22 protein-coding genes are annotated in these 16,891 nt (G+C 65.0%); 5 read left to right on the top strand and 17 right to left on the bottom strand.

What is annotated here, in order from left to right; all coding sequences use genetic code 11:
- Positions 1–18 precede the first annotated feature (18 nt).
- Together ACK4FK_RS10920 and ACK4FK_RS10915 are read left to right on the top strand one after the other, a co-directional pair.
- Positions 19–1,011 (top strand): ABC transporter permease, encoded by a 993-nt coding sequence (locus tag ACK4FK_RS10920; RefSeq protein ID WP_409744980.1) that lies wholly within the window; start codon positions 19–21, stop codon positions 1,009–1,011.
- A complete protein-coding gene (locus tag ACK4FK_RS10915; RefSeq protein WP_409744979.1) occupies positions 1,008–1,946 on the top strand; it encodes an ABC transporter permease in 939 nt (312 codons plus the stop codon). The genes ACK4FK_RS10920 and ACK4FK_RS10915 overlap by 4 nt, the downstream gene beginning before the upstream one ends.
- Before the next feature lie 10 nt (positions 1,947–1,956).
- Here ACK4FK_RS10915 and ACK4FK_RS10910 read toward each other — a convergent pair whose 3' ends face one another.
- The 10 genes from ACK4FK_RS10910 to ACK4FK_RS10865 all read right to left on the bottom strand — a co-directional run bounded on the left by ACK4FK_RS10910 (position 1,957) and on the right by ACK4FK_RS10865 (position 8,794).
- Positions 1,957–2,628, bottom strand: a complete 672-nt coding sequence (locus tag ACK4FK_RS10910; protein WP_409744978.1) for a tetratricopeptide repeat protein — start codon at positions 2,626–2,628, stop codon at positions 1,957–1,959.
- Positions 2,625–3,053 (bottom strand): HIT family protein, encoded by a 429-nt coding sequence (locus ACK4FK_RS10905; protein ID WP_409744977.1) that lies wholly within the window; start codon positions 3,051–3,053, stop codon positions 2,625–2,627. The genes ACK4FK_RS10910 and ACK4FK_RS10905 overlap by 4 nt, the downstream gene beginning before the upstream one ends.
- Positions 3,054–3,104: 51 nt before the next feature.
- Complete coding sequence (locus ACK4FK_RS10900) at positions 3,105–4,292, bottom strand: GNAT family N-acetyltransferase (RefSeq protein WP_409744976.1); 1,188 nt, start codon at positions 4,290–4,292, stop codon at positions 3,105–3,107.
- A 10-nt stretch (positions 4,293–4,302) separates the two neighbouring features.
- On the bottom strand, positions 4,303–5,058 hold the full coding sequence (locus tag ACK4FK_RS10895) for a glycerophosphodiester phosphodiesterase (RefSeq protein WP_409744975.1): 756 nt from the start codon (positions 5,056–5,058) through the stop codon (positions 4,303–4,305).
- 11 nt (positions 5,059–5,069) lie between these two features.
- Positions 5,070–5,534, bottom strand: coding sequence for a RidA family protein (locus ACK4FK_RS10890; protein WP_409744974.1), 465 nt, complete (start codon positions 5,532–5,534; stop codon positions 5,070–5,072).
- A gap of 4 nt (positions 5,535–5,538) precedes the next feature.
- Entirely contained in the window at positions 5,539–6,000 is a 462-nt protein-coding gene (locus ACK4FK_RS10885) for a RidA family protein (protein WP_409744973.1), read from the bottom strand.
- 115 nt (positions 6,001–6,115) lie between these two features.
- Positions 6,116–6,826, bottom strand: a complete 711-nt coding sequence (locus ACK4FK_RS10880) for a GGDEF domain-containing protein (protein WP_409744972.1) — start codon at positions 6,824–6,826, stop codon at positions 6,116–6,118.
- 652 nt (positions 6,827–7,478) lie between these two features.
- Positions 7,479–8,024 carry a hypothetical protein gene (locus tag ACK4FK_RS10875; RefSeq protein ID WP_409744971.1) on the bottom strand — a complete coding sequence of 182 codons (546 nt, stop codon included), beginning with the start codon at positions 8,022–8,024 and terminating at the stop codon, positions 7,479–7,481.
- A gap of 96 nt (positions 8,025–8,120) precedes the next feature.
- The gene (locus ACK4FK_RS10870; protein ID WP_409744970.1) at positions 8,121–8,504 is read right to left on the bottom strand and encodes a helix-turn-helix domain-containing protein; all 384 of its coding nucleotides are present in this window, start codon (positions 8,502–8,504) and stop codon (positions 8,121–8,123) included.
- Positions 8,501–8,794, bottom strand: a complete 294-nt coding sequence (locus tag ACK4FK_RS10865) for a DUF6516 family protein (protein WP_409744969.1) — start codon at positions 8,792–8,794, stop codon at positions 8,501–8,503. The genes ACK4FK_RS10870 and ACK4FK_RS10865 overlap by 4 nt, the downstream gene beginning before the upstream one ends.
- 557 nt (positions 8,795–9,351) lie before the next feature.
- Here ACK4FK_RS10865 and ACK4FK_RS10860 point away from each other — a divergent pair.
- On the top strand, positions 9,352–10,203 hold the full coding sequence (locus tag ACK4FK_RS10860; protein WP_409744968.1) for an EipB family protein: 852 nt from the start codon (positions 9,352–9,354) through the stop codon (positions 10,201–10,203).
- Positions 10,204–10,207: 4 nt separating this feature from the next.
- Here the strand turns inward: ACK4FK_RS10860 and ACK4FK_RS10855 are convergent, their stop codons facing one another.
- Entirely contained in the window at positions 10,208–11,122 is a 915-nt protein-coding gene (locus tag ACK4FK_RS10855; protein WP_409745021.1) for an ROK family protein, read from the bottom strand.
- Positions 11,123–11,124: 2 nt separating this feature from the next.
- Positions 11,125–11,808 (bottom strand): hypothetical protein, encoded by a 684-nt coding sequence (locus tag ACK4FK_RS10850; RefSeq protein ID WP_409744967.1) that lies wholly within the window; start codon positions 11,806–11,808, stop codon positions 11,125–11,127.
- Between the two features lie 130 nt (positions 11,809–11,938).
- On the opposite strand from ACK4FK_RS10850, the gene ACK4FK_RS10845 reads away from it, so the two are divergent.
- Complete coding sequence (locus ACK4FK_RS10845) at positions 11,939–12,313, top strand: response regulator (RefSeq protein WP_300299482.1); 375 nt, start codon at positions 11,939–11,941, stop codon at positions 12,311–12,313.
- Positions 12,314–12,331: 18 nt separating this feature from the next.
- On the top strand, positions 12,332–13,696 hold the full coding sequence (locus tag ACK4FK_RS10840) for a PleD family two-component system response regulator (protein ID WP_409744966.1): 1,365 nt from the start codon (positions 12,332–12,334) through the stop codon (positions 13,694–13,696).
- A gap of 95 nt (positions 13,697–13,791) precedes the next feature.
- Here the strand turns inward: ACK4FK_RS10840 and rpmG are convergent, their stop codons facing one another.
- From rpmG to ACK4FK_RS10815, 5 genes are all read right to left on the bottom strand, one after another.
- On the bottom strand, positions 13,792–13,959 hold the full coding sequence (gene rpmG / locus ACK4FK_RS10835) for a 50S ribosomal protein L33 (RefSeq protein ID WP_300299488.1): 168 nt from the start codon (positions 13,957–13,959) through the stop codon (positions 13,792–13,794).
- A gap of 77 nt (positions 13,960–14,036) precedes the next feature.
- Entirely contained in the window at positions 14,037–14,480 is a 444-nt protein-coding gene (locus tag ACK4FK_RS10830) for a hypothetical protein (protein ID WP_409744965.1), read from the bottom strand.
- Positions 14,481–14,671: 191 nt separating this feature from the next.
- Positions 14,672–15,391 carry an NUDIX hydrolase gene (locus ACK4FK_RS10825; protein WP_409744964.1) on the bottom strand — a complete coding sequence of 240 codons (720 nt, stop codon included), beginning with the start codon at positions 15,389–15,391 and terminating at the stop codon, positions 14,672–14,674.
- A 27-nt stretch (positions 15,392–15,418) separates the two neighbouring features.
- Positions 15,419–15,814 carry a DUF983 domain-containing protein gene (locus tag ACK4FK_RS10820; RefSeq protein ID WP_409744963.1) on the bottom strand — a complete coding sequence of 132 codons (396 nt, stop codon included), beginning with the start codon at positions 15,812–15,814 and terminating at the stop codon, positions 15,419–15,421.
- The gene (locus ACK4FK_RS10815) at positions 15,811–16,794 is read right to left on the bottom strand and encodes a magnesium transporter CorA family protein (RefSeq protein WP_409744962.1); all 984 of its coding nucleotides are present in this window, start codon (positions 16,792–16,794) and stop codon (positions 15,811–15,813) included. Before ACK4FK_RS10815 ends, ACK4FK_RS10820 begins: the two co-directional genes overlap by 4 nt.
- Between the last annotated feature and the right edge of the window lie 97 nt (positions 16,795–16,891).

The following is a 16,891-nucleotide window of genomic DNA, read 5'->3' as shown; positions in this document are numbered from 1 at the left end:
TTTTATAAGTAAAGTCCCATGCTCGGTTATATCGTCGGACGCCTGGCCCAGGCGGTGGCTGTCATGCTCGCCGTCGCGCTGGTGGCGTTCCTGCTGTTCAATTATGTCGGCGACCCGATCAACAACATGGTCGGCCAGGAGGCCACCACGATCGATCGCCAGGAGCTGCGCGACCAGCTTGGCCTCAATGACCCGGCCCCCGTGCAGTTCGGTCGTTTCCTGGCCAATGCCGCCGAAGGCAATTTCGGCCTGTCCTATCGTCTCAAGCGACCGGTCGCCGTCCTGATCCAGGAGCGCCTGCCGGCGACGCTAGAACTGGTCTTACTTTCCGCCCTGCTGGCGCTGGCCGTCGGTCTGCCGCTAGGCGTCTATACCGCCTTGCGGCGCGACAGCTGGATCAGCCAGTTCATCCTCACCACTAGCCTGATCGGCGTGTCGCTGCCCACCTTCGTGATCGGCATCGGCCTGATCTACCTGCTGTCGGTGCAGTTCGACCTGCTGCCCAGCTTCGGCCGCGGCGAGGTCGTGTCGCTGGGCTGGTGGAGCACCGGCTTTCTCACCAAATCCGGCTGGGCTGCCATCATCATGCCGGCGATCACGCTGAGCCTGTATCAGCTCACCCTGGTGCTGCGCCTGGTGCGCACCGAGATGCTGGAGGTGCTGCGCACCGACTACATCAAGTTTGCGCGCGCCCGCGGCCTGACCGACCGCATCGTGCATTTCCGCCACGCGCTGAAGAACACCATGATGCCGGTGATCACCATCGTCGGCCTGCAGATCGGCTCGCTGATCGCCTTTTCCATCGTCACCGAGACGGTGTTCCAGTGGCCGGGCATGGGCCTGCTGTTCATCCAGGCGGTCGGTTTCGCCGACATTCCGGTGATGGCGGCCTACCTGGTGATGGTTGGCTTCATGTTCGTGGTGCTGAACCTAGCCGTGGACCTGATCTATTTCCTGATCGATCCGCGCCTGCGCATCGACCGGGCCAAGGCGGCGGGGAAGGCGACATGAGCGACGCCACGATGCACGGCACCCTTGCAACCCTGCGCCGCTGGTACGACAGCGATCTGGCCTACAGCTTCCGCCGTTCGCCCGCCGTGGTCGTCTCGGCGGTGGTGGCGCTGACGATCATCCTTGCTGCCGTCTTCGCCCCGCTGGTGGCACCGTTCAACCCCTTCGACCCCGGCGCGGTGCGGCTGATGGACGCCTTCACGCCGCCGGCCTGGGCCGGGCAGGGCATGGGCGCCTATCTGCTCGGCACCGACGACCAGGGCCGCGACCTGCTCTCCACCATCCTCTACGGCAGCCGCATCTCGCTGCTGGTCGGCTTTTCCGCCATCGTCTTCGCTGCCGTGTTCGGCACGCTGCTCGGTGTGCTGTGCGGCTATCGCGGCGGCTGGCTCGACATGGTGGTGATGCGCGCGGCCGACGTGCAGCTCACCATTCCCAGCATCCTGATCGCCCTGATGATCGACGGCATCGCCCGCACGGCGCTGCCGCGCGAGCTGCATAATGAGATCGCCATCTTCGTGCTGATCTTCGCCATCGGCGTGGCGGACTGGCCGCAATTCGCCCGCGTCGCCCGCTCGGCCGCCCTGGTCGAACGCAACAAGGACTATGTGGCCGCCGCCCGCGTGATCGGCCAGCCCGACTGGGTGATCGTGCTGCGCCATGTGCTGCCCAACACGCTGGGGCCGGTGCTGGTGTTGGCGACCGTGGGCCTGGCGCTGGCGGTGCTGTCGGAGGCCACGCTCAGCTTCCTCGGCGTCGGCGTGCCGCCGACCCAGCCCTCGCTGGGCACGCTGATCCGGGTGGGCCAGAGCTTCCTGTTCAGCGGCGAATGGTGGATCACCTTCTTCCCGGCGCTCACGCTGGTGCTGCTGGTGCTGGCGGTGAACGTGCTGGGCGACTGGCTGCGCGACGCGCTGAATCCCAAGCTGCGCTAGGCTTTCCCGGCTAGTTCTTCATGGCCTTGCGGGCGGCGTCTTCCCACTGGCGCTGCTTGGCTGCATCGGGCGGCAGGCCGGGACGGCCCTCGGCATGCAGCCGGGCCAGTTCCTGCATGGCGGCGACATAGCCGCTGTTAGCGGCGCGCTCCAGCCAGTGCAGCTCCTGCCGCGGATCGGTCGCGACGCCGTCGCCGCTGCCATAGCGCATGCCGAGCGCATAGGCCTCGGCGGCATCGCCCAGTTCGGCGGCGCGCAGGCCGGCGCGCAGGGCCTGCGGCTTGTTCTTCAGGTAGCGGTAACAGTCGGCCAGCAGGGTCCAGGCCTTCACATGGTCGGGATTGTCCTGCACCAGGCGCTCCAGCTCGGCCGCCGCCTGCGGATATTCGTTGATCAGCGCGGCATAGCCGGCGAAGCGGTAGCGGTAGTCCGCCGCGCCGTTCGACATCGCGATGGCCTGCCGCAAGGCCGCCAGCCCGTCGCCGTAGAAACCGCTGGCGAAATAGGCCTCGCCCAGCAGGGCATGCAGCGCCGGATCGCGCGGCTGTTTGGCGATGGCGGCCTCGCAGGCCTTGGTCAGGCCGCGCTGCGCTTCGTCCCGGCATTGCGTGCGCAGGTCCTGGGCTGTGGCCGGCAGGGCGAGCAACGCGGCTCCCAGCGCGAGGGCGGCAAGGCGGATCACAGGCAGGCCCGGATGTCGGCGGCCAGTTTCGCGATGCTTTCGTGGTCGCCCGGCGTCAGGCTCCAGTTCAGGCTGCCATTGTCGCCGAAGCGGCGCGGCAGCACATGCACGTGGTAATGCAGCACCGACTGTGCCGCGCCCTGGCCGTTGGCCTGCACAATGTTGATGCCGTCAGGTTTCACGGCCTCGTTGACGGCGGCGGCGATCTTCTTGGCCGTGCGCGCCACGGCCGCGACGCTCTCCTCGCTGGCCTCGTGCAGGTTGGCGAAATGGCCCTTGCTCAGCACCAAGGCATGGCCCGGCATGAAGGGGTTGATGTCCATGATCGCGAAGGTGAGCTCGTCTTCATAGAGTTTGAAGCTGGGCGCGTCGCCCTTCACGATCTTGCAGAAGATGCAGCCGGCATCATGCGGCATGGCAGCCATCCGAGTCCTCCCATTGTTTTCGCCGATCTTAGCCGGCTGTGCCGGGGCAGGCTATTCCGTTTCGGGCTCGGTCTGCACCTGACGAAAAGGTGAATGCTGGTCCAGCGCCTCGATCATGCCGGCCATGTAGGCCCGTTCTTCCTCCAGATAGCGTGCCACGGCCTGCTGGAAACCCGGATCGGCCATCCAGTGGGCGGAATGGATCGGCACCGGCAGATAGCCGCGCGCCAGCTTGTGCTCGCCTTGGGCGCCGGCTTCCACCCGGGCCAGGCCATGGCGGATGGCATAGTCGATGGCCTGGTAATAGCAGCATTCGAAATGCAGCCCCGGATGGTATTCGACGCAGCCCCAGTTGCGGCCATAGAGCGCATCCGATCCCAGCATGTTCCAGGCGCCGGCGATCCAGCGGCCCGCGCGGCGCGCCATCACCAGCACGATGCGCTCAGGCATCGTTTGATGCAGGCGGGCGAAGAAGTCGCGGTTCAGATACGGCCGGCCCCATTTGCGATTGCCGGTATCCATGTAGAACGCGAAGAAGGCATCCCAGTGTTCGGGGGTCAGCGCGTCGCCCTGCAGCGTGACGATCTCGATGCCGGGCGCCACCGCCTCGCGGCGTTCCTTGCGGATCGCCTTGCGCTTGCGCGAGGCAAGCTGGGCGAGGAAGGCCTCGAAATCGGCGTAATCATCGTTGCGCCAGTGGAACTGCTCGCCCAGCCGCAGCAGCAGGTCCGGCTGTTCCCCGGCCCAGCGCGCCTGATCTTCGGGCAGGAAATTCACATGCAGCGAGGACAGGCCATGCTGGCGCGCGATGCCCTGCGCGCCCCGCAGCAGCGCCGCAGCGACAGTGTCGAAATCCTGTCCCGGCGCCACCAGGAAACGCGGACCCGTCACCGGCGTGAAGGGCACGGCGCACAGCAGCTTGGGGTAATACTGCCCGCCGGCCCGGGCACAGGCTTCGGCCCAGCCATGGTCGAAGATGTATTCGCCCTGGCTGTGGCCCTTCACATACAGGGGCAGGATGCCGGCAACCGCGCCGTCGATCTCGGCCACCAGATGCAGGGGCTGCCAGCCGGTGCGCGGCGTCACGCAGCCCGATTGTTCCAGCGCGTTCAGGAAGGCATGGGCGACGAAGGGATTGTCCCGGCCGGCGCAGCGGTCCCAGTCGGCAGCCGTCAGGTCGGCGACGCGCTTCAGGCTGCGCAGCTCGATCCGCTCGCTGGAGGCCGCGCTGCGTGTCATGCCAGAACGCTCATGCTTGGGTAGATAGGTCCTCGAAGATCACGTTGTCGGCATGGGCGGCCGCGCGGGCGCGTTCGGTGGGCGTGCGCACGGTCCAGCTTAAGATCGGCAGGCCGCGCCGCCGCGCCGCCGCCGTGATCTCCGACGGCAGGTCGCGCACGTCATAGGCCAGGAAATCCGGCTCGCCATAGCCGTTCATCAGGGCGCGCTTCAGCTGCCACCGGGTGAACCAGTTAAGGCCTTTTGTCATGTCGGCAAGGTTGGTGGAAATCTGCCCGCGCACGATCTGCGGCGCATGCTTGTGGAACCATTTCACGGTGCGCGGATTGAACGACTGCACCACGCAGGGGCCGGGATAATGCTGCAGCATGCGGGCCACGCTGTCCTCAAGCTGGCCCGGCAGCTCGCCCTTGTCCTTCTTCAGTTCCACCACCAGCGGCACCTGGCCCTTCACCTGGTCCAGCAGGTCGCGGAAGCTTGGCACGGTCTCGCTCGTGCCCAGCAGCGTCAGCGGCTTCAGCTCGGCCAGCGGCATCCGCTTCACGATGCCCTCGCGGCCGCACAGGCGCGTCAGGTCCGGGTCGTGGAACACCACCACCTGGCCGTCGCCGGTGATGCGCACGTCCGTCTCGATGGCAAAGCCCGCATCGATGGCCTTCTGGAAGGCCAGCCGCGAATTTTCCGGCACGCCCTTGGCGATGTCATGCAGGCCGCGATGGGCCACCGGGGTCTTGGTCAGCCACTTGGGCAATTCCCGTTTGCTCATGGTCTTGGATCTCAATGCAGCAGGAAGATGGCATCGGCCTCGAAGGCGATGTCGAAGGGCAGGGACGGCGCGGTGGTGGCGCTGCGGATCGGCAGGGCATCCGTGCCGAACAGATCGGCGAACAGGTCGGTCACGCCGTTGGCCACGCGATGCGCTTCGGTGAAATCCGGCCCCGCATTGGTCAGGCTCAGCACCTTCACGCAGCGCGCGATGCGCTGCAGATCGCCGTCGCAGGCCAGGTTCATGTGCGCCAGCAGGTTCAGGCCGGTAAGGCGGGCGGCGGCATAACCATCCTCGATGCTCAAGGCTTGGCCCACCTTGCCGCGATAGCGGATTTCCTTGCCCCAGGTGGGCCCCACGCCGGCCACATGCACCAGCTTGCCGGTCGCGAAGAAACCCATATAGGTGGCCACCGGCGGCGGAGCCGGCGGCAGCTCCAGCCCCATGGCCTTCAGCTTCGCCGCGACGTGGCTCATACGCTCAGGCGATCTCGAAGATGGCGTCCACCTCCACCGACACGCCGCGCGGCAGCGACACGGCGCCGACGGCAAAGCGGGCATGCTTGCCGGCATCGCCGAACACCTCGACCATCAGGTCGGAGGCGCCGTTCACCACCTGCGGATGGTCGATGAAATCGGGCGTGCAGTTCACGAAGCCGCCCAGCTTGGCCACGCGCTTCACGCGGTCCAGGCTGCCGCCCAGGGCATGGCGCGCCTGCGCGATGATGTTCAGGCCGCAGAGCCGCGCGGCCTGCTTGCCGGTCTCGATATCCATGTCGGCGCCCAGCTTGCCCAGATAACGCACTTCGCCGTTGAAGATGGTGATCTGGCCGGCCACGAACAGCAGGTTGCCGGCGATCACGGTCGGCACGTAATTGGCGGCCGGCGCGGCCGGGTTGGGCAGTTCGATCTTGAGGGCGGCGAGGCGGGCGTCGTGGCTCATGGTGGGCCTTTCCGGTCATCTGGGGATGACCGGTTCTAGCCCGGAAGCCGCCGCCATGGCAACGCGCCGGCAGGGTATTGGCCCATGCCTGAAAGGAGTCAGTTCTGGCGCCCGGTCAGGAACGTCTGGCCTGCTTGCGGGCATACATGGCCCGGTCGCTGTCGCGCAGCAGGGCGGGCAGGTCGGTATCGCCGTCATAGCCGGCAAAACCATAGCTCAGGCCGGCCGGGATCAGGGCATCGCCGTGGCGCACTGGCTGGCGTTCGATCTGCGCGGTCAGGTCGGCCAGGCGGGCCTCGGCCTGGGCCAGGCTGGCGCCGGGCATGGCCAGCACGAATTCGTCGCCATGCAGGCGGGCGAGGCAGTCGGTGGCGCGCGCGGCGGGCCGCAGGCGCAGGGCGATCTGCCGCAGCACGGCATCGCCGGCGGCATGGCCGTGGCGGTCGTTGATCGCCTTGAAGCGGTCGAGGTCGAGGAAGGCGAGGCAGCCGCCGCGCTGCTCGCGCCGGGCGCGGGCCAGCTCGGCCTGCATGAAGGATTCAAAGGCGCGGCGGTTGGGCAGACCGGTGAGTTCGTCGGTGGACGACATCGCCTGCAACTCGTCGATGCGGGCCTGCTGCTCCACCAGCCGCTGCTCGCTTTCGGCCGCCGCCGTCAGGATCTGCTCCACCAGCTCACGCTTGCGCGGATCGGGGTCGCGCCGCAACGCCAGCCGCAGGCGCAGCACCAGACTGGCGAAACCCGGGCCGGCATGGCGGGACGCAGCCTGGGCGTCGCCCGCATTGGCGGGCCAGGAAGAAATCGGGGAATCGTTGGCTGGAATCATGGTGTTCGGTCCTCACACCATGACAAAGCAAGCAGTATGCCAGAAGAAAATGGCGGAAAAACGGTATTAATGGCGCGGGCCGGCCGGCAGGATTTGCCGGGCGGCCAGCAGCGGGACAGGGCCTGCTTTCCGTTTGTCCCGGCTTCCCCGGGCGATATCATTCCGGGCATCCGCCACACGCTCCGGCCTTCGCCCTGGCCCGCACCGTATCATTGAGATCACCCCTCGTAGGATTTATGGTGTTGTCCACAACCACCGAGGGAGGCCATATGAAGAAGAAAATCGCGCTAGCCGGCGCAATCGCTGTGGGCCTTGTTATTTCTGGCATTGCATACGCTGAACTTGTCAATCCTCGGACTGTTCACTCGTTCTTCCCCGGGCACACGCATGATGACGACGGACTGACCACCAGCGCCCCCCAGCATAGCGGGGGCACGGATCGCTTCGGCTGCCATAATGCCTCTGTGCCGTACCATTGCCATTGAACAGTAACTGACGTTCATAATGACTGATGATGGCCCTGCTTTATTGGCAGGGCCAATTTTCTAAGGAATTGCCCGGCCTGGAATAGTGGCTGCACGCAATTGGGGTCCGACCCCAATTATTGGAAATAGCGACCTTCTATCTGAGAAGGCGGCGGCAGTATTTCTGGCTATGCTTTCTGTTCATCGTCTTGGTACTTGATGAAGCCGGTGACGACGCAAAGTAGTCTGTACAGATTGCTGTGGATGCGAGCGGCGTCCGCTATCAGAGACAGAATTCTTGCCTCATCGTATGTTTCGGCGACCCGCTTCTGTTTGCGGTCGGCGTTGAACGTGAACTTTCCTGCGGTCGTCTGGTTGACATGCCCGAATTCCCAACCGCCATGCACCAGATAATTCCGGTGATTAAAGGTGGTTTTTATGCCGTCGAGTGCTGCGGTGAGGTCAGTAATAAACTTCGGGTCACCTCTAACCTTTGCCAGTTGCTTCAGGAGCTTAATCTTTCGGCTGATGCTGGTAATCCCGGAAGTGATTGTTTCCCCGCCGTCTCTGTCGACTTTAAGGATGAACCAAAGAAGGCGGTCGATTATGGATTCAATATGGCCGCAGTATATGCAAAGCACGCCAATTCCAGGGGCGAATGCCGCCGGCACCACGGTTTGCGCTATTTCTCCGGCATGGACGAAATGGCTCAACTTAAGGTCTGCTTTTTTCATTGAGGCCCCATGAAACGCGATGATCAGAAGCGAGACGTAACAGAAAGTAGCCGAGGACAGACCTCTATTTCAGTGGATCGCCCGCCATAAACATCCTTATAGCCTGATCTCCGTCTGGATGCGGTCGAACGGCACGGTGAAGCCTTCATCCTTCTGCTTGCGTAGCAGGCCGATATCCAGCAGGGCTTTCACGTCCTGATGCACGTTCTTGTAGCTGCGCTTCACGCCAGCGGCGATTTCAGTGATGGTACGCGCCTTGTGCCGGCGCAGGTATTTCAGCAGGTCCTGCCGTTTGGGCGAGAGGATGCGGGCGGCATCGTCCAGCGTCTGGAAATGGATATGGGTTTCGGCGATGGCCGCGCCGCCCTCCAGCGCATGCCATTGGTCGAGGAAGTCTCGGCCCATGGCCTCCAGGCTCTGCCGGCCAACAGTCACGCGCACGCGGGAAGGTGCCTTGGTGGGGGATGCTGTCTTGGTCATAGCTTGTCGCCTCCGTTCCTGCGTACGTCCGCGATGAAATCCGCCATCAGCTTTTCCGGGGTGGTGAAACGGTAGGCCGTTTCCTGGCCCCGGATGTGCTTGTGGTCGCCCTTGCCGCGTTCGTTGTCGTAGCCGACGATCCGCTCGCCCATCCGGCCGAAGAACAACCGGTATTTGAAGCCGTGCGCCGATCCCGGCACGGGCGAGGGCACGAGCCATATCGTCATCTCGATGATGTGGCCGTCGGGGTAGACCGTCTTGGACTGGTAGAACCTCGTCGCGGCGATCATATGGCGTGAGATACCATAATTGGCTGTATGGCGTACAGCGCCATAATCGGCCCACCGCCTGGATAGCAGTCTGCTCTGGACTTTCCGCTAATAGTTCCTATAATGTTCCAATAGAGTCAAGTGCCATTTGCCACAGGCGGAGTCCCGGGCCGGGTTCAGAGCCCATCAAGGCATGCAGATGTATGCGATATGCGGCGATAGCGCCCGTTAGGTCGCCATGGCCCGCCTTAACGTCTGATACGCGCCGATAAGCGAAACGAACTCAAACGAACCTGAGTGGACCCAAATGAACCTGAATGAACCCAAATGAACTGAAATAAACCGAAATGAACCTGAACGAACCCCAATGAACCTGAACGAACCGGAACGGGCAGAAATGAAGCCAGGCGAATGACGCGCGGCCGATCTTTGCGCAGGGGCCGCCGGCCACCCACCGCCCACCTGCGCCGCCAATCGCCCAACCGGGCAGGCGTTTCTTTCTTGCAGTGCGAAGGGTATTCTTGAGTCGGATCATATTTTCAGCGCCGGGCCATATCCGGCCCCATTCGAAGGCCCCCATGTCGGCTGTTGCCAGATTGCGCGTTTTCATCCTGCTGCTCGCCCTGGCCGCCTTGCCGGCCGGCACCGCACCTGTTGTTGCCCGCGCTGCCGATACCAGCGACATGGCTTCCCTGGCCCAGGGCCTGGTCAGCCACAAGGCGCTGTATGGCCTGTCGGTTGCCAAGCTTGATGCCCGCAATTATCGCAACGGCATCGCCGGGGGCTTGAGCCTGGAATTCGTCAATGCCTGCGACGGCTATGTGCTGAACCAGCGCTTCCTGATCGAGACCAGCACCGAAGACGGCACGCTGCTCAACAACATGGTGCTGAATTCCTGGGAATCGCTCGATGGCCTGCGATTCCGCTTCAAGATGAAGGACGAGGTGAACGGCGACCTCGATCAGGAGATCGCCGGCGAGGGCAGCCTGAAGGCGCGCGGCGAGGCCGGCCTCGTGCGCTTCACCCAGCCCGAGGATACCGAGCTGGCCCTGCCGGCCGGCACGGCCTTTCCCACCGACCACACGCTGCGCCTGATCCTGATGGCGCGCAAAGGCGGCAACTGGCTGCATGCCGCCATCTATGACGGCGCCTCGGCCGAGGGCTACAGCGAGGTGGGCGGGTTCATCGGCGCCGAGCTGCCGGTGGAAAAGGGCGAGACGCCCATGCTGGCGCCGCTGAAAGGGCAGCGCTCCTGGCGCGTGCGGCTGGCCTATTTCATGTCCGACAAGCCGCAGGACACGCCCGATTACGAGATCGCCTACCGCCTGTTCGAGAATGGTGTGGCCGACGACATCGTGTTCGATTACGGCGACTACGCCATCCGCGCCACGCTCAAATTCCTGGAGCTGAAGCCGCGCGATCCCTGCTGATAGTTTAGGCCTCGCCCGGCGCCCATAACCAGGCGGCGCCACGCACGCCGGAACTGTCGCCATGGCGGTTTTTCACAAGCTTTGTCGTGACGGTGTCGGAGAAGACGTAAGCGCCCCACAGGCGCGGCACGGCATCATACAGGCGCTCCAGATTGGAAAGCCCGCCGCCCAGCACGACGATGTCGGGATCCAGCACGTTGAGGATCGCCGCCAGGCCGCGCGCCAGCCGGTTTTCGTAGCGCTGCAGGGCCGCTTCCGCCGCCGCGTCGCCCGCTTGCGCCGCGGCTGCGATGGCGGGGCCGTCCAGCGCGCGGCCGGTATGCTTGCGGAAATCCAGCTCCAGTCCGGTGCCCGAGAGGAAGGTCTCCTGGCAGCCATGCTTGCCGCAGTAACAGAGCGGGCCGGGCGTTTCGTCGGGGTGCGGCCATGGCAGAGGGTTGTGGCCCCACTCGCCGGCGATGGCATTGGGGCCGGTCAGCGCGCGGCCATCCACCACCACGCCGGCGCCGCAGCCGGTGCCGAGGATGGCGCCGAATACCACGGCATGGCCCGCGCCGGCGCCGTCGCTGGCCTCTGAGAGGGCGAAGCAGTTGGCGTCGTTGGCCAGCCGCACGCGGCGTCCGGTCGCCGCGGCCAGGTCGCGGTCCAGCGGATGGCCGATCAGCCAGGTGGAGTTGGCATTCTTGATCAGGCCCGTGGCCGGCGAGATGGTGCCCGGAATGCCCACGCCGACCGGCGCCTTCATGGTCGCCTCTTCGGCCTCTGCCGCCACCGCCGCCGCCAGGTCGCGCAGGGCGGTCACGGTGGCGCGATAGTCGCCGCGCGGGGCCTTCACGCGGCGCCGGGCCCGGATCCGGCCGTCATCGGCCAGCGCGATGGCCTCGATCTTGGTGCCGCCCAGGTCGATGCCGATGCGCATGGTCACGTCGCCTCCAGCAGGCCGGCGATCAAATCGCGCAGGTCCGGCCATGTCTCGGCACGGTGATGGCAGTCGGCGGCCGGGCCGAGCAGGGCGGCCAGCCGCGGATCGGCGATGAAATGCAGGCGATGCACTGCGGGCGCCAGTTTGGCCACCGAGGCGTGGTTGTGGGGGATGTCGTCGATGAACACGGCCGGCGCGGCGGCGCGGGCGATGAGTTCCGCTACGGCAGGGCCTTTCGGGCCGCTATTGGCGATCAGCGGAAAATCCATGCCGTGCCGCCGCAGCGCCCGCAGGCGGGCCTCGCGCGCCGACAGCGGCACGTTGCTCAGCACCAGCACGCGGCCCCTGGCGCTCAGCGATTCCAGGGCCGCGGCGGCGCCATCCACCGGTTCCAGGCTTTCAGTCGCCTCGTCGAAAAAGCGCTGCAGCAGGGGATGCAGCAGTTCGGCGGCGAGCGGCTGGTCGTCCTGCCGCTGGCGGATGTTGCCGTAGAGGGCATAGGAGGCCCAGTCGAAATACAGCCCCTGGCCGGCCAGGAAGGTCTCCAGACCGCGCATGAAATAGAACAGCACCTCGTCGGCATCGACGATGATCAGGGGCTGGCCCGACGCGATGGTTAGCCCGGCGATCTGCTCGGCAACCGGCGCGGGAAGGGGCGGAATTGGGTCGGGAATCTGCATCATTGACTGTATAATGGACGAACTATTGTCATGGTAAACGGCTTGGCCGGGCCGATCCAGGATGCTACAAAACCCTGGATACTCAGCAAAATATGGCGCAGGGCAGCGATAGAATATCCGGGGAAGGCGTCTGATGAGCAAGACAGTACTGATCGTCGAGGACAACGAGCTGAATATGAAGTTGTTCCACGACCTGCTTGATGCGCATGGTTACCAGACCCTGCAGACCAAGGATGGCATGGAAGCGCTGGCCATGGTGCGCAAGCACCGGCCCGACCTGATCCTGATGGATATCCAGCTTCCCGAGGTGTCGGGCCTGGAAGTGATCAAGTGGATCAAGGAAGACGACAACCTGCGCACCATTCCCGTGGTTGCCGTCACTGCCTTTGCGATGAAGGGTGATGAGGAAAAGATGCGCGAGGGCGGCTGCGACGCCTACATCGCCAAGCCCATCTCGGTCGGCAAGTTCATCGAGACGGTCAAGCAGTTCCTTGAGCCCCGGGCCTGAAGCCAGCACTGATTCCCGATGACCGCGCGCATATTGGTCGTCGATGACATCCGCACCAACATCAAGGTGCTGGAAGCCAAGCTGACCAGCGAATATTACGAGGTGATCACCGCCGGCTCCGGACCCGAGGCGCTGGATGCCGTTGCCATGCAGAAGCCCGACCTGATCCTGCTCGACGTGATGATGCCGGGCATGGACGGCTTCGAGGTCTGCCGCCGGCTGAAGGCCGATCCCGATGCCGCCCACATCCCGGTGATCATGGTCACCGCGCTGGGCGATCCGGAGGACCGCGTGCAGGGCCTCAGCGCCGGCGCTGACGATTTCCTCACCAAGCCGGTGGATGATATCGCCATGTTCGCGCGCGTGCGGTCGCTGCTGCGCGTCAAGCTGATGCTCGACGAGCTGCGCATGCGCGAGCGGACCTCTGCTTCGCTGGGCGTGATCTCGCCGCCGGTGCCCAAGCTGGATGAGGATTACGCATCGGCGCAGATCCTGATCGTGGAAGACAATCCGCGCGACCAGGTGCGGCTGCAGCGCATGCTGGACGGGCAGTTCCGCACCGAACTGATCGCCGACGGCATGGAAGCGCTCAATCGCGCGCGCCAGACGGAATATGACTCGGTGGTCGTCAGTCTGAGCCTGCAGAATCCCGATGGCTTGCGGCTGTGCTCGCAGTTCCGCACCACCGAGGAAACCCGCAACGTGCCGATCCTGCTGCTGGTGGGGCCGGACGACCAGAAGCAGCTGGTGAAGGGCCTGGAGATCGGCGTCACCGATTATGTAGTGCGGCCGATCGACCGCAACGAATTCATCGCCCGCTTGCGTGCCCAGGTGCGCCGCAAGCGCTATCAGGACCGCCTGCGCCAGCATTACCAGCAGAGCATGGAAATGGCGGTGACCGATCCGCTGACCGGGCTCTATAACCGCCGCTACATGGCCTCGCACCTGGCCACCTTGCTGACCCAGAGCGCCAGCCAGCACGGCACCGCCGTGGTGATCCTCGATCTCGACCATTTCAAGCAGATCAACGACAGCCACGGCCACCAGGCCGGCGACGAGGTTCTGCGCGAGGTGGGCAACCGCATCGTGCGCAATATCCGCGGCATCGACATGGCCTGCCGCTATGGCGGCGAGGAATTCGTCGTGCTGATGCCCGACACCGATCTTGATTCCGCCGAGGTGGTCGCCAACCGCCTGCTGCATGCACTCGCCGACAAGCCGGTCATGACGCGCAATGCCGGCGGGCTGACGGTCACCTGTTCGATCGGCTGCACGTCCTCCGGCCCGAACGACAATGCCGAGAGCCTGCTCAAGCGTGCCGACGAGGCGCTGTACGAAGCCAAGAACGGCGGCCGCAACCGGATCATCTACCGGTCGGCATAAATCCGGCAGCCACCATCGGCACAAACGAAAAGCCCCGCCGAAAAGCGGGGCTTTTTCTTGGCGCCACCCGTGCGGATGCGCCAGCGAAAGCTGGATTACTTGATCTTGGCTTCCTTGAACTCGACATGCTTGCGCGCCACCGGGTCGTATTTCTTGAACGACAGCTTCTCGGTCTTGGTGCGCGGGTTCTTCTTGGTGACGTAGAAGTAGCCGGTGTCGGCGCTGCTCACCAGCTTGATCTTCAGGGTAGTCGGCTTGGCCATGACTTACGATTCCACAATTGGCGGTCGGCTTGGGATTGGCGGCGCAGCATAGGGATTCGCACCCCGATGTCAACCGCTTATGGTTTTTCCCAGCTGATCAGGGGTTTACCCCGGCGATAGCGCCAGAAAACCGGCCGTCCGGGCCGCAGGTCGGGCCCCAGCCGGCCGACCACGTCGCGCAGCATGAATTCCGTGATGTCGGCCAGCGGCAGGCGCAGGGCGGCTTCCAGCGGCCGGAAGGCCAGGTCCAGCAGCTCGCCCGAACCGCCCAGACTGACCGGCAGGCCGCTGACATCCTGCAGGAAAAACCGGGCATGGAACCGGATCGGGCTTTCGGCGGGCGTTATCGCCCGGCCAAGATACTGCAGGCCGGAAGCGTCGGGCCGCAGCCGGCCGCCTTCCACCCGGCCCAGCACGATCCCGGTTTCCTCCCAGGTTTCGCGCAGGGCGGCCAGCGCAAGGGCCTGGGCCAGGGGTGGCTGGCAGCCTATGTGTGATACGGTATTATTATTTATATTCATATTACTATCAGAAATATCTCGCAGATCGCTTAAATCCACGCGTCCACCCGGAAAGGCATAAACATCGGGCAGGAAGCGGTGTTTGCCAGCCCGGCGGCCGAGCAGTATTTCCAGCGGGCCGGGCCCGCTGCGGCGCACCAGGATCAGGCTGGCGGCATCCCTGGGCTTTACCGGTCTGGAGGGGGGCAGGCTCATTCCCAGTCCAGCCGGCGCTGGCCATGGCGCATGTAGTGGAAGGGCACGCGGCAGGCCGGATCGCCGGCGCTGCCCGGTTGCAGCCAGTCTTCCAGGGTGGCGATAACGAACTGGGTGATGTTGGGCAGCGGCAGGCTTTCGGTCTCCTGCCGGGTCACCCAGCTCAGCTTGTCGAGTTCGGGAGAGGGGCGCAGGGTGCCGGTGGCGGCCTCGGCCGGGGCGGCGAAGAAGCGGGCATCGAAACGCCTCGGGCGTCCCGGCGGGGTGATCGCCCGGCAGACATAGAGCAGGTGCGAGGGGTCCGGGGCCAGACCGCCGTTGCAGAAGGCCACCCAGTTGGCCGGGGCCGGGCCGGGCCGGGCGTCCGGCTGGGCAGCGGCTGGGATTGCAATGCGCAGGCCGGACTCCTCGAATGTCTCGCGGATCGCGGCCAGGGCGAGCGCCAGGGCCTTGCGCGGGCCGGTGCCCCTGCAGCGGGCCAGCCGTGTGGCACTGACCGGGTTCAGCGGCGCGGCAGGGCGGATTTTATAGTCGGCAAGGTCGAGCCGGCCGCCGGGAAAGACGTAGCGGTTGGGCATGAAGGCGCTGGCGCCGTGGCGTTCGCCCATCAGCACCTCGAGCCGGTCTCCGCGCCGGCGGTAGAGGATCAGCGTGGCCGCGTCGCGGATCGGTTGTGGCGGTTTCGGTTTTTCGTGCTGCGAGTCGCCGGACGTCATCCGCGGCAGTATAGCGCGTTTGCCGGATCAGTGCGGCTCGCTGCCGAAGCCGTGCATGCGCCGGGCCCATTGCAGGCCGATCAGGGCGCCCTTGATATGCGGCAGCAGCCACAGGCAGAGCAGCAGGGTCAGCGGCAGCCACAGCGCCATATGCAGCCATTCGGGCGGCTGCACATGCTGTTCCAGCATCAGCATCAGCGGCACGATGATGTGGCCGACGATCAGGATGGTGAAATAGGGCGGCGCATCGTCGGCGCGATGGCCGGCCAGTTCCAGTCCGCAGGACGGACAGGCGTCGTTGACCTTGAGATAACGGCCGAACATGCGGCCCTGGCCGCAGGCCGGGCAGCGCGCGCGCCAGCCACGCATCATCGCCTCGCCCATCGGGCGCTCCGTCAGGTCGTCGAGCGAGACCTTAATCACAGCCAGCCTTTCCGCTTGAAGAACCAATAGGGCAGCACGGCAGAGGCAACCATCAGGCTGATCGCCACCGGATAGCCGAAATCCCACGACAATTCGGGCATGTGCTCGAAATTCATGCCGTAGATGCTGGCGATCAGCGTGGGCGGCAGGAACACGGTGGCGGCCACGGAAAAGATCTTGATGATCTTGGTCTGCTGAATGTTGATCAGGCCCAGCGTCGCATCCAGCAGGAAATTGCCCTTATGTGCCAGGAAGGCGGCCTGCTCGTTCAGCGACTGCACGTCGCGCGCCAGCGTCTTCAGCCAGGTGCGGCTTTCCTTGGTGCCGCGCTGTTCGGCCATGGTGAGCGTCAGGAACGCGATCAGGCGCGTGAGCGACACGAGGCTGTCGCGGATGCGCGAATTCAGGTCCTCGACATGGCCCAGCTTCCGCACCGCTTCCTCAAGGTCTACCTCGTCAGCCGATTCATGCTCCTTCACGCCATGGCCGAAGATGTTGCGCGATACGCCATCCAGGTCCTTGCCGGCGATCTCCAGCACGTCGGCGGCGCGGTCGATGATGGAGTCGAGCAGCCCGCACAGCGCCGCATCGGGCGAGGCGGCCAGGCTGGGCTGGCGCTGGGCGCGGGCGACGAACTGTCGGAAAGACAGCGGATCGGCAAAGCGCAGCGTCACCGTGGCGCGTGGCGTGCGCATGAAGGTGACGGCCGTGGTCTTGGGCTGCTCCGTCTCGGCATGGAACAGGATGTTCGCGGTCATGTAGCTGGCATCGCCTTCGCGATACAGCCGGCTGGAAATCTCGATCTCCTGCATCTCCTCGCGGGTCGGCATCTCGATGCCGAGCAGGCGTTCGATGGCCTTTTCTTCCGACTGGCTGGGTTCGAGCAGGTCGATCCACACCACGCCGTCGGGCAGCGTGGAGTCGGGGGTAAGCTCGATGCGTTGCAGCTGGCCGCCTTGCGGCAGGTAGGCAGTGATCATGCTGGCCATCCCTGGTTCCGGCGCCGACCCGGCGGTGCGGCGCGGCGCCCTTTTAGCCCCGGATGCCGGACCTGGGAAGCCCTGAAACCATCCTGCG

The organism is Ferrovibrio sp. (assembly GCF_046297895.1).
GTDB lineage: Bacteria > Pseudomonadota > Alphaproteobacteria > Ferrovibrionales > Ferrovibrionaceae > Ferrovibrio.
The sequence above is the reverse complement of the archived record's forward strand: the minus strand, read 5'-3'. Positions and strand labels throughout refer to the sequence as shown.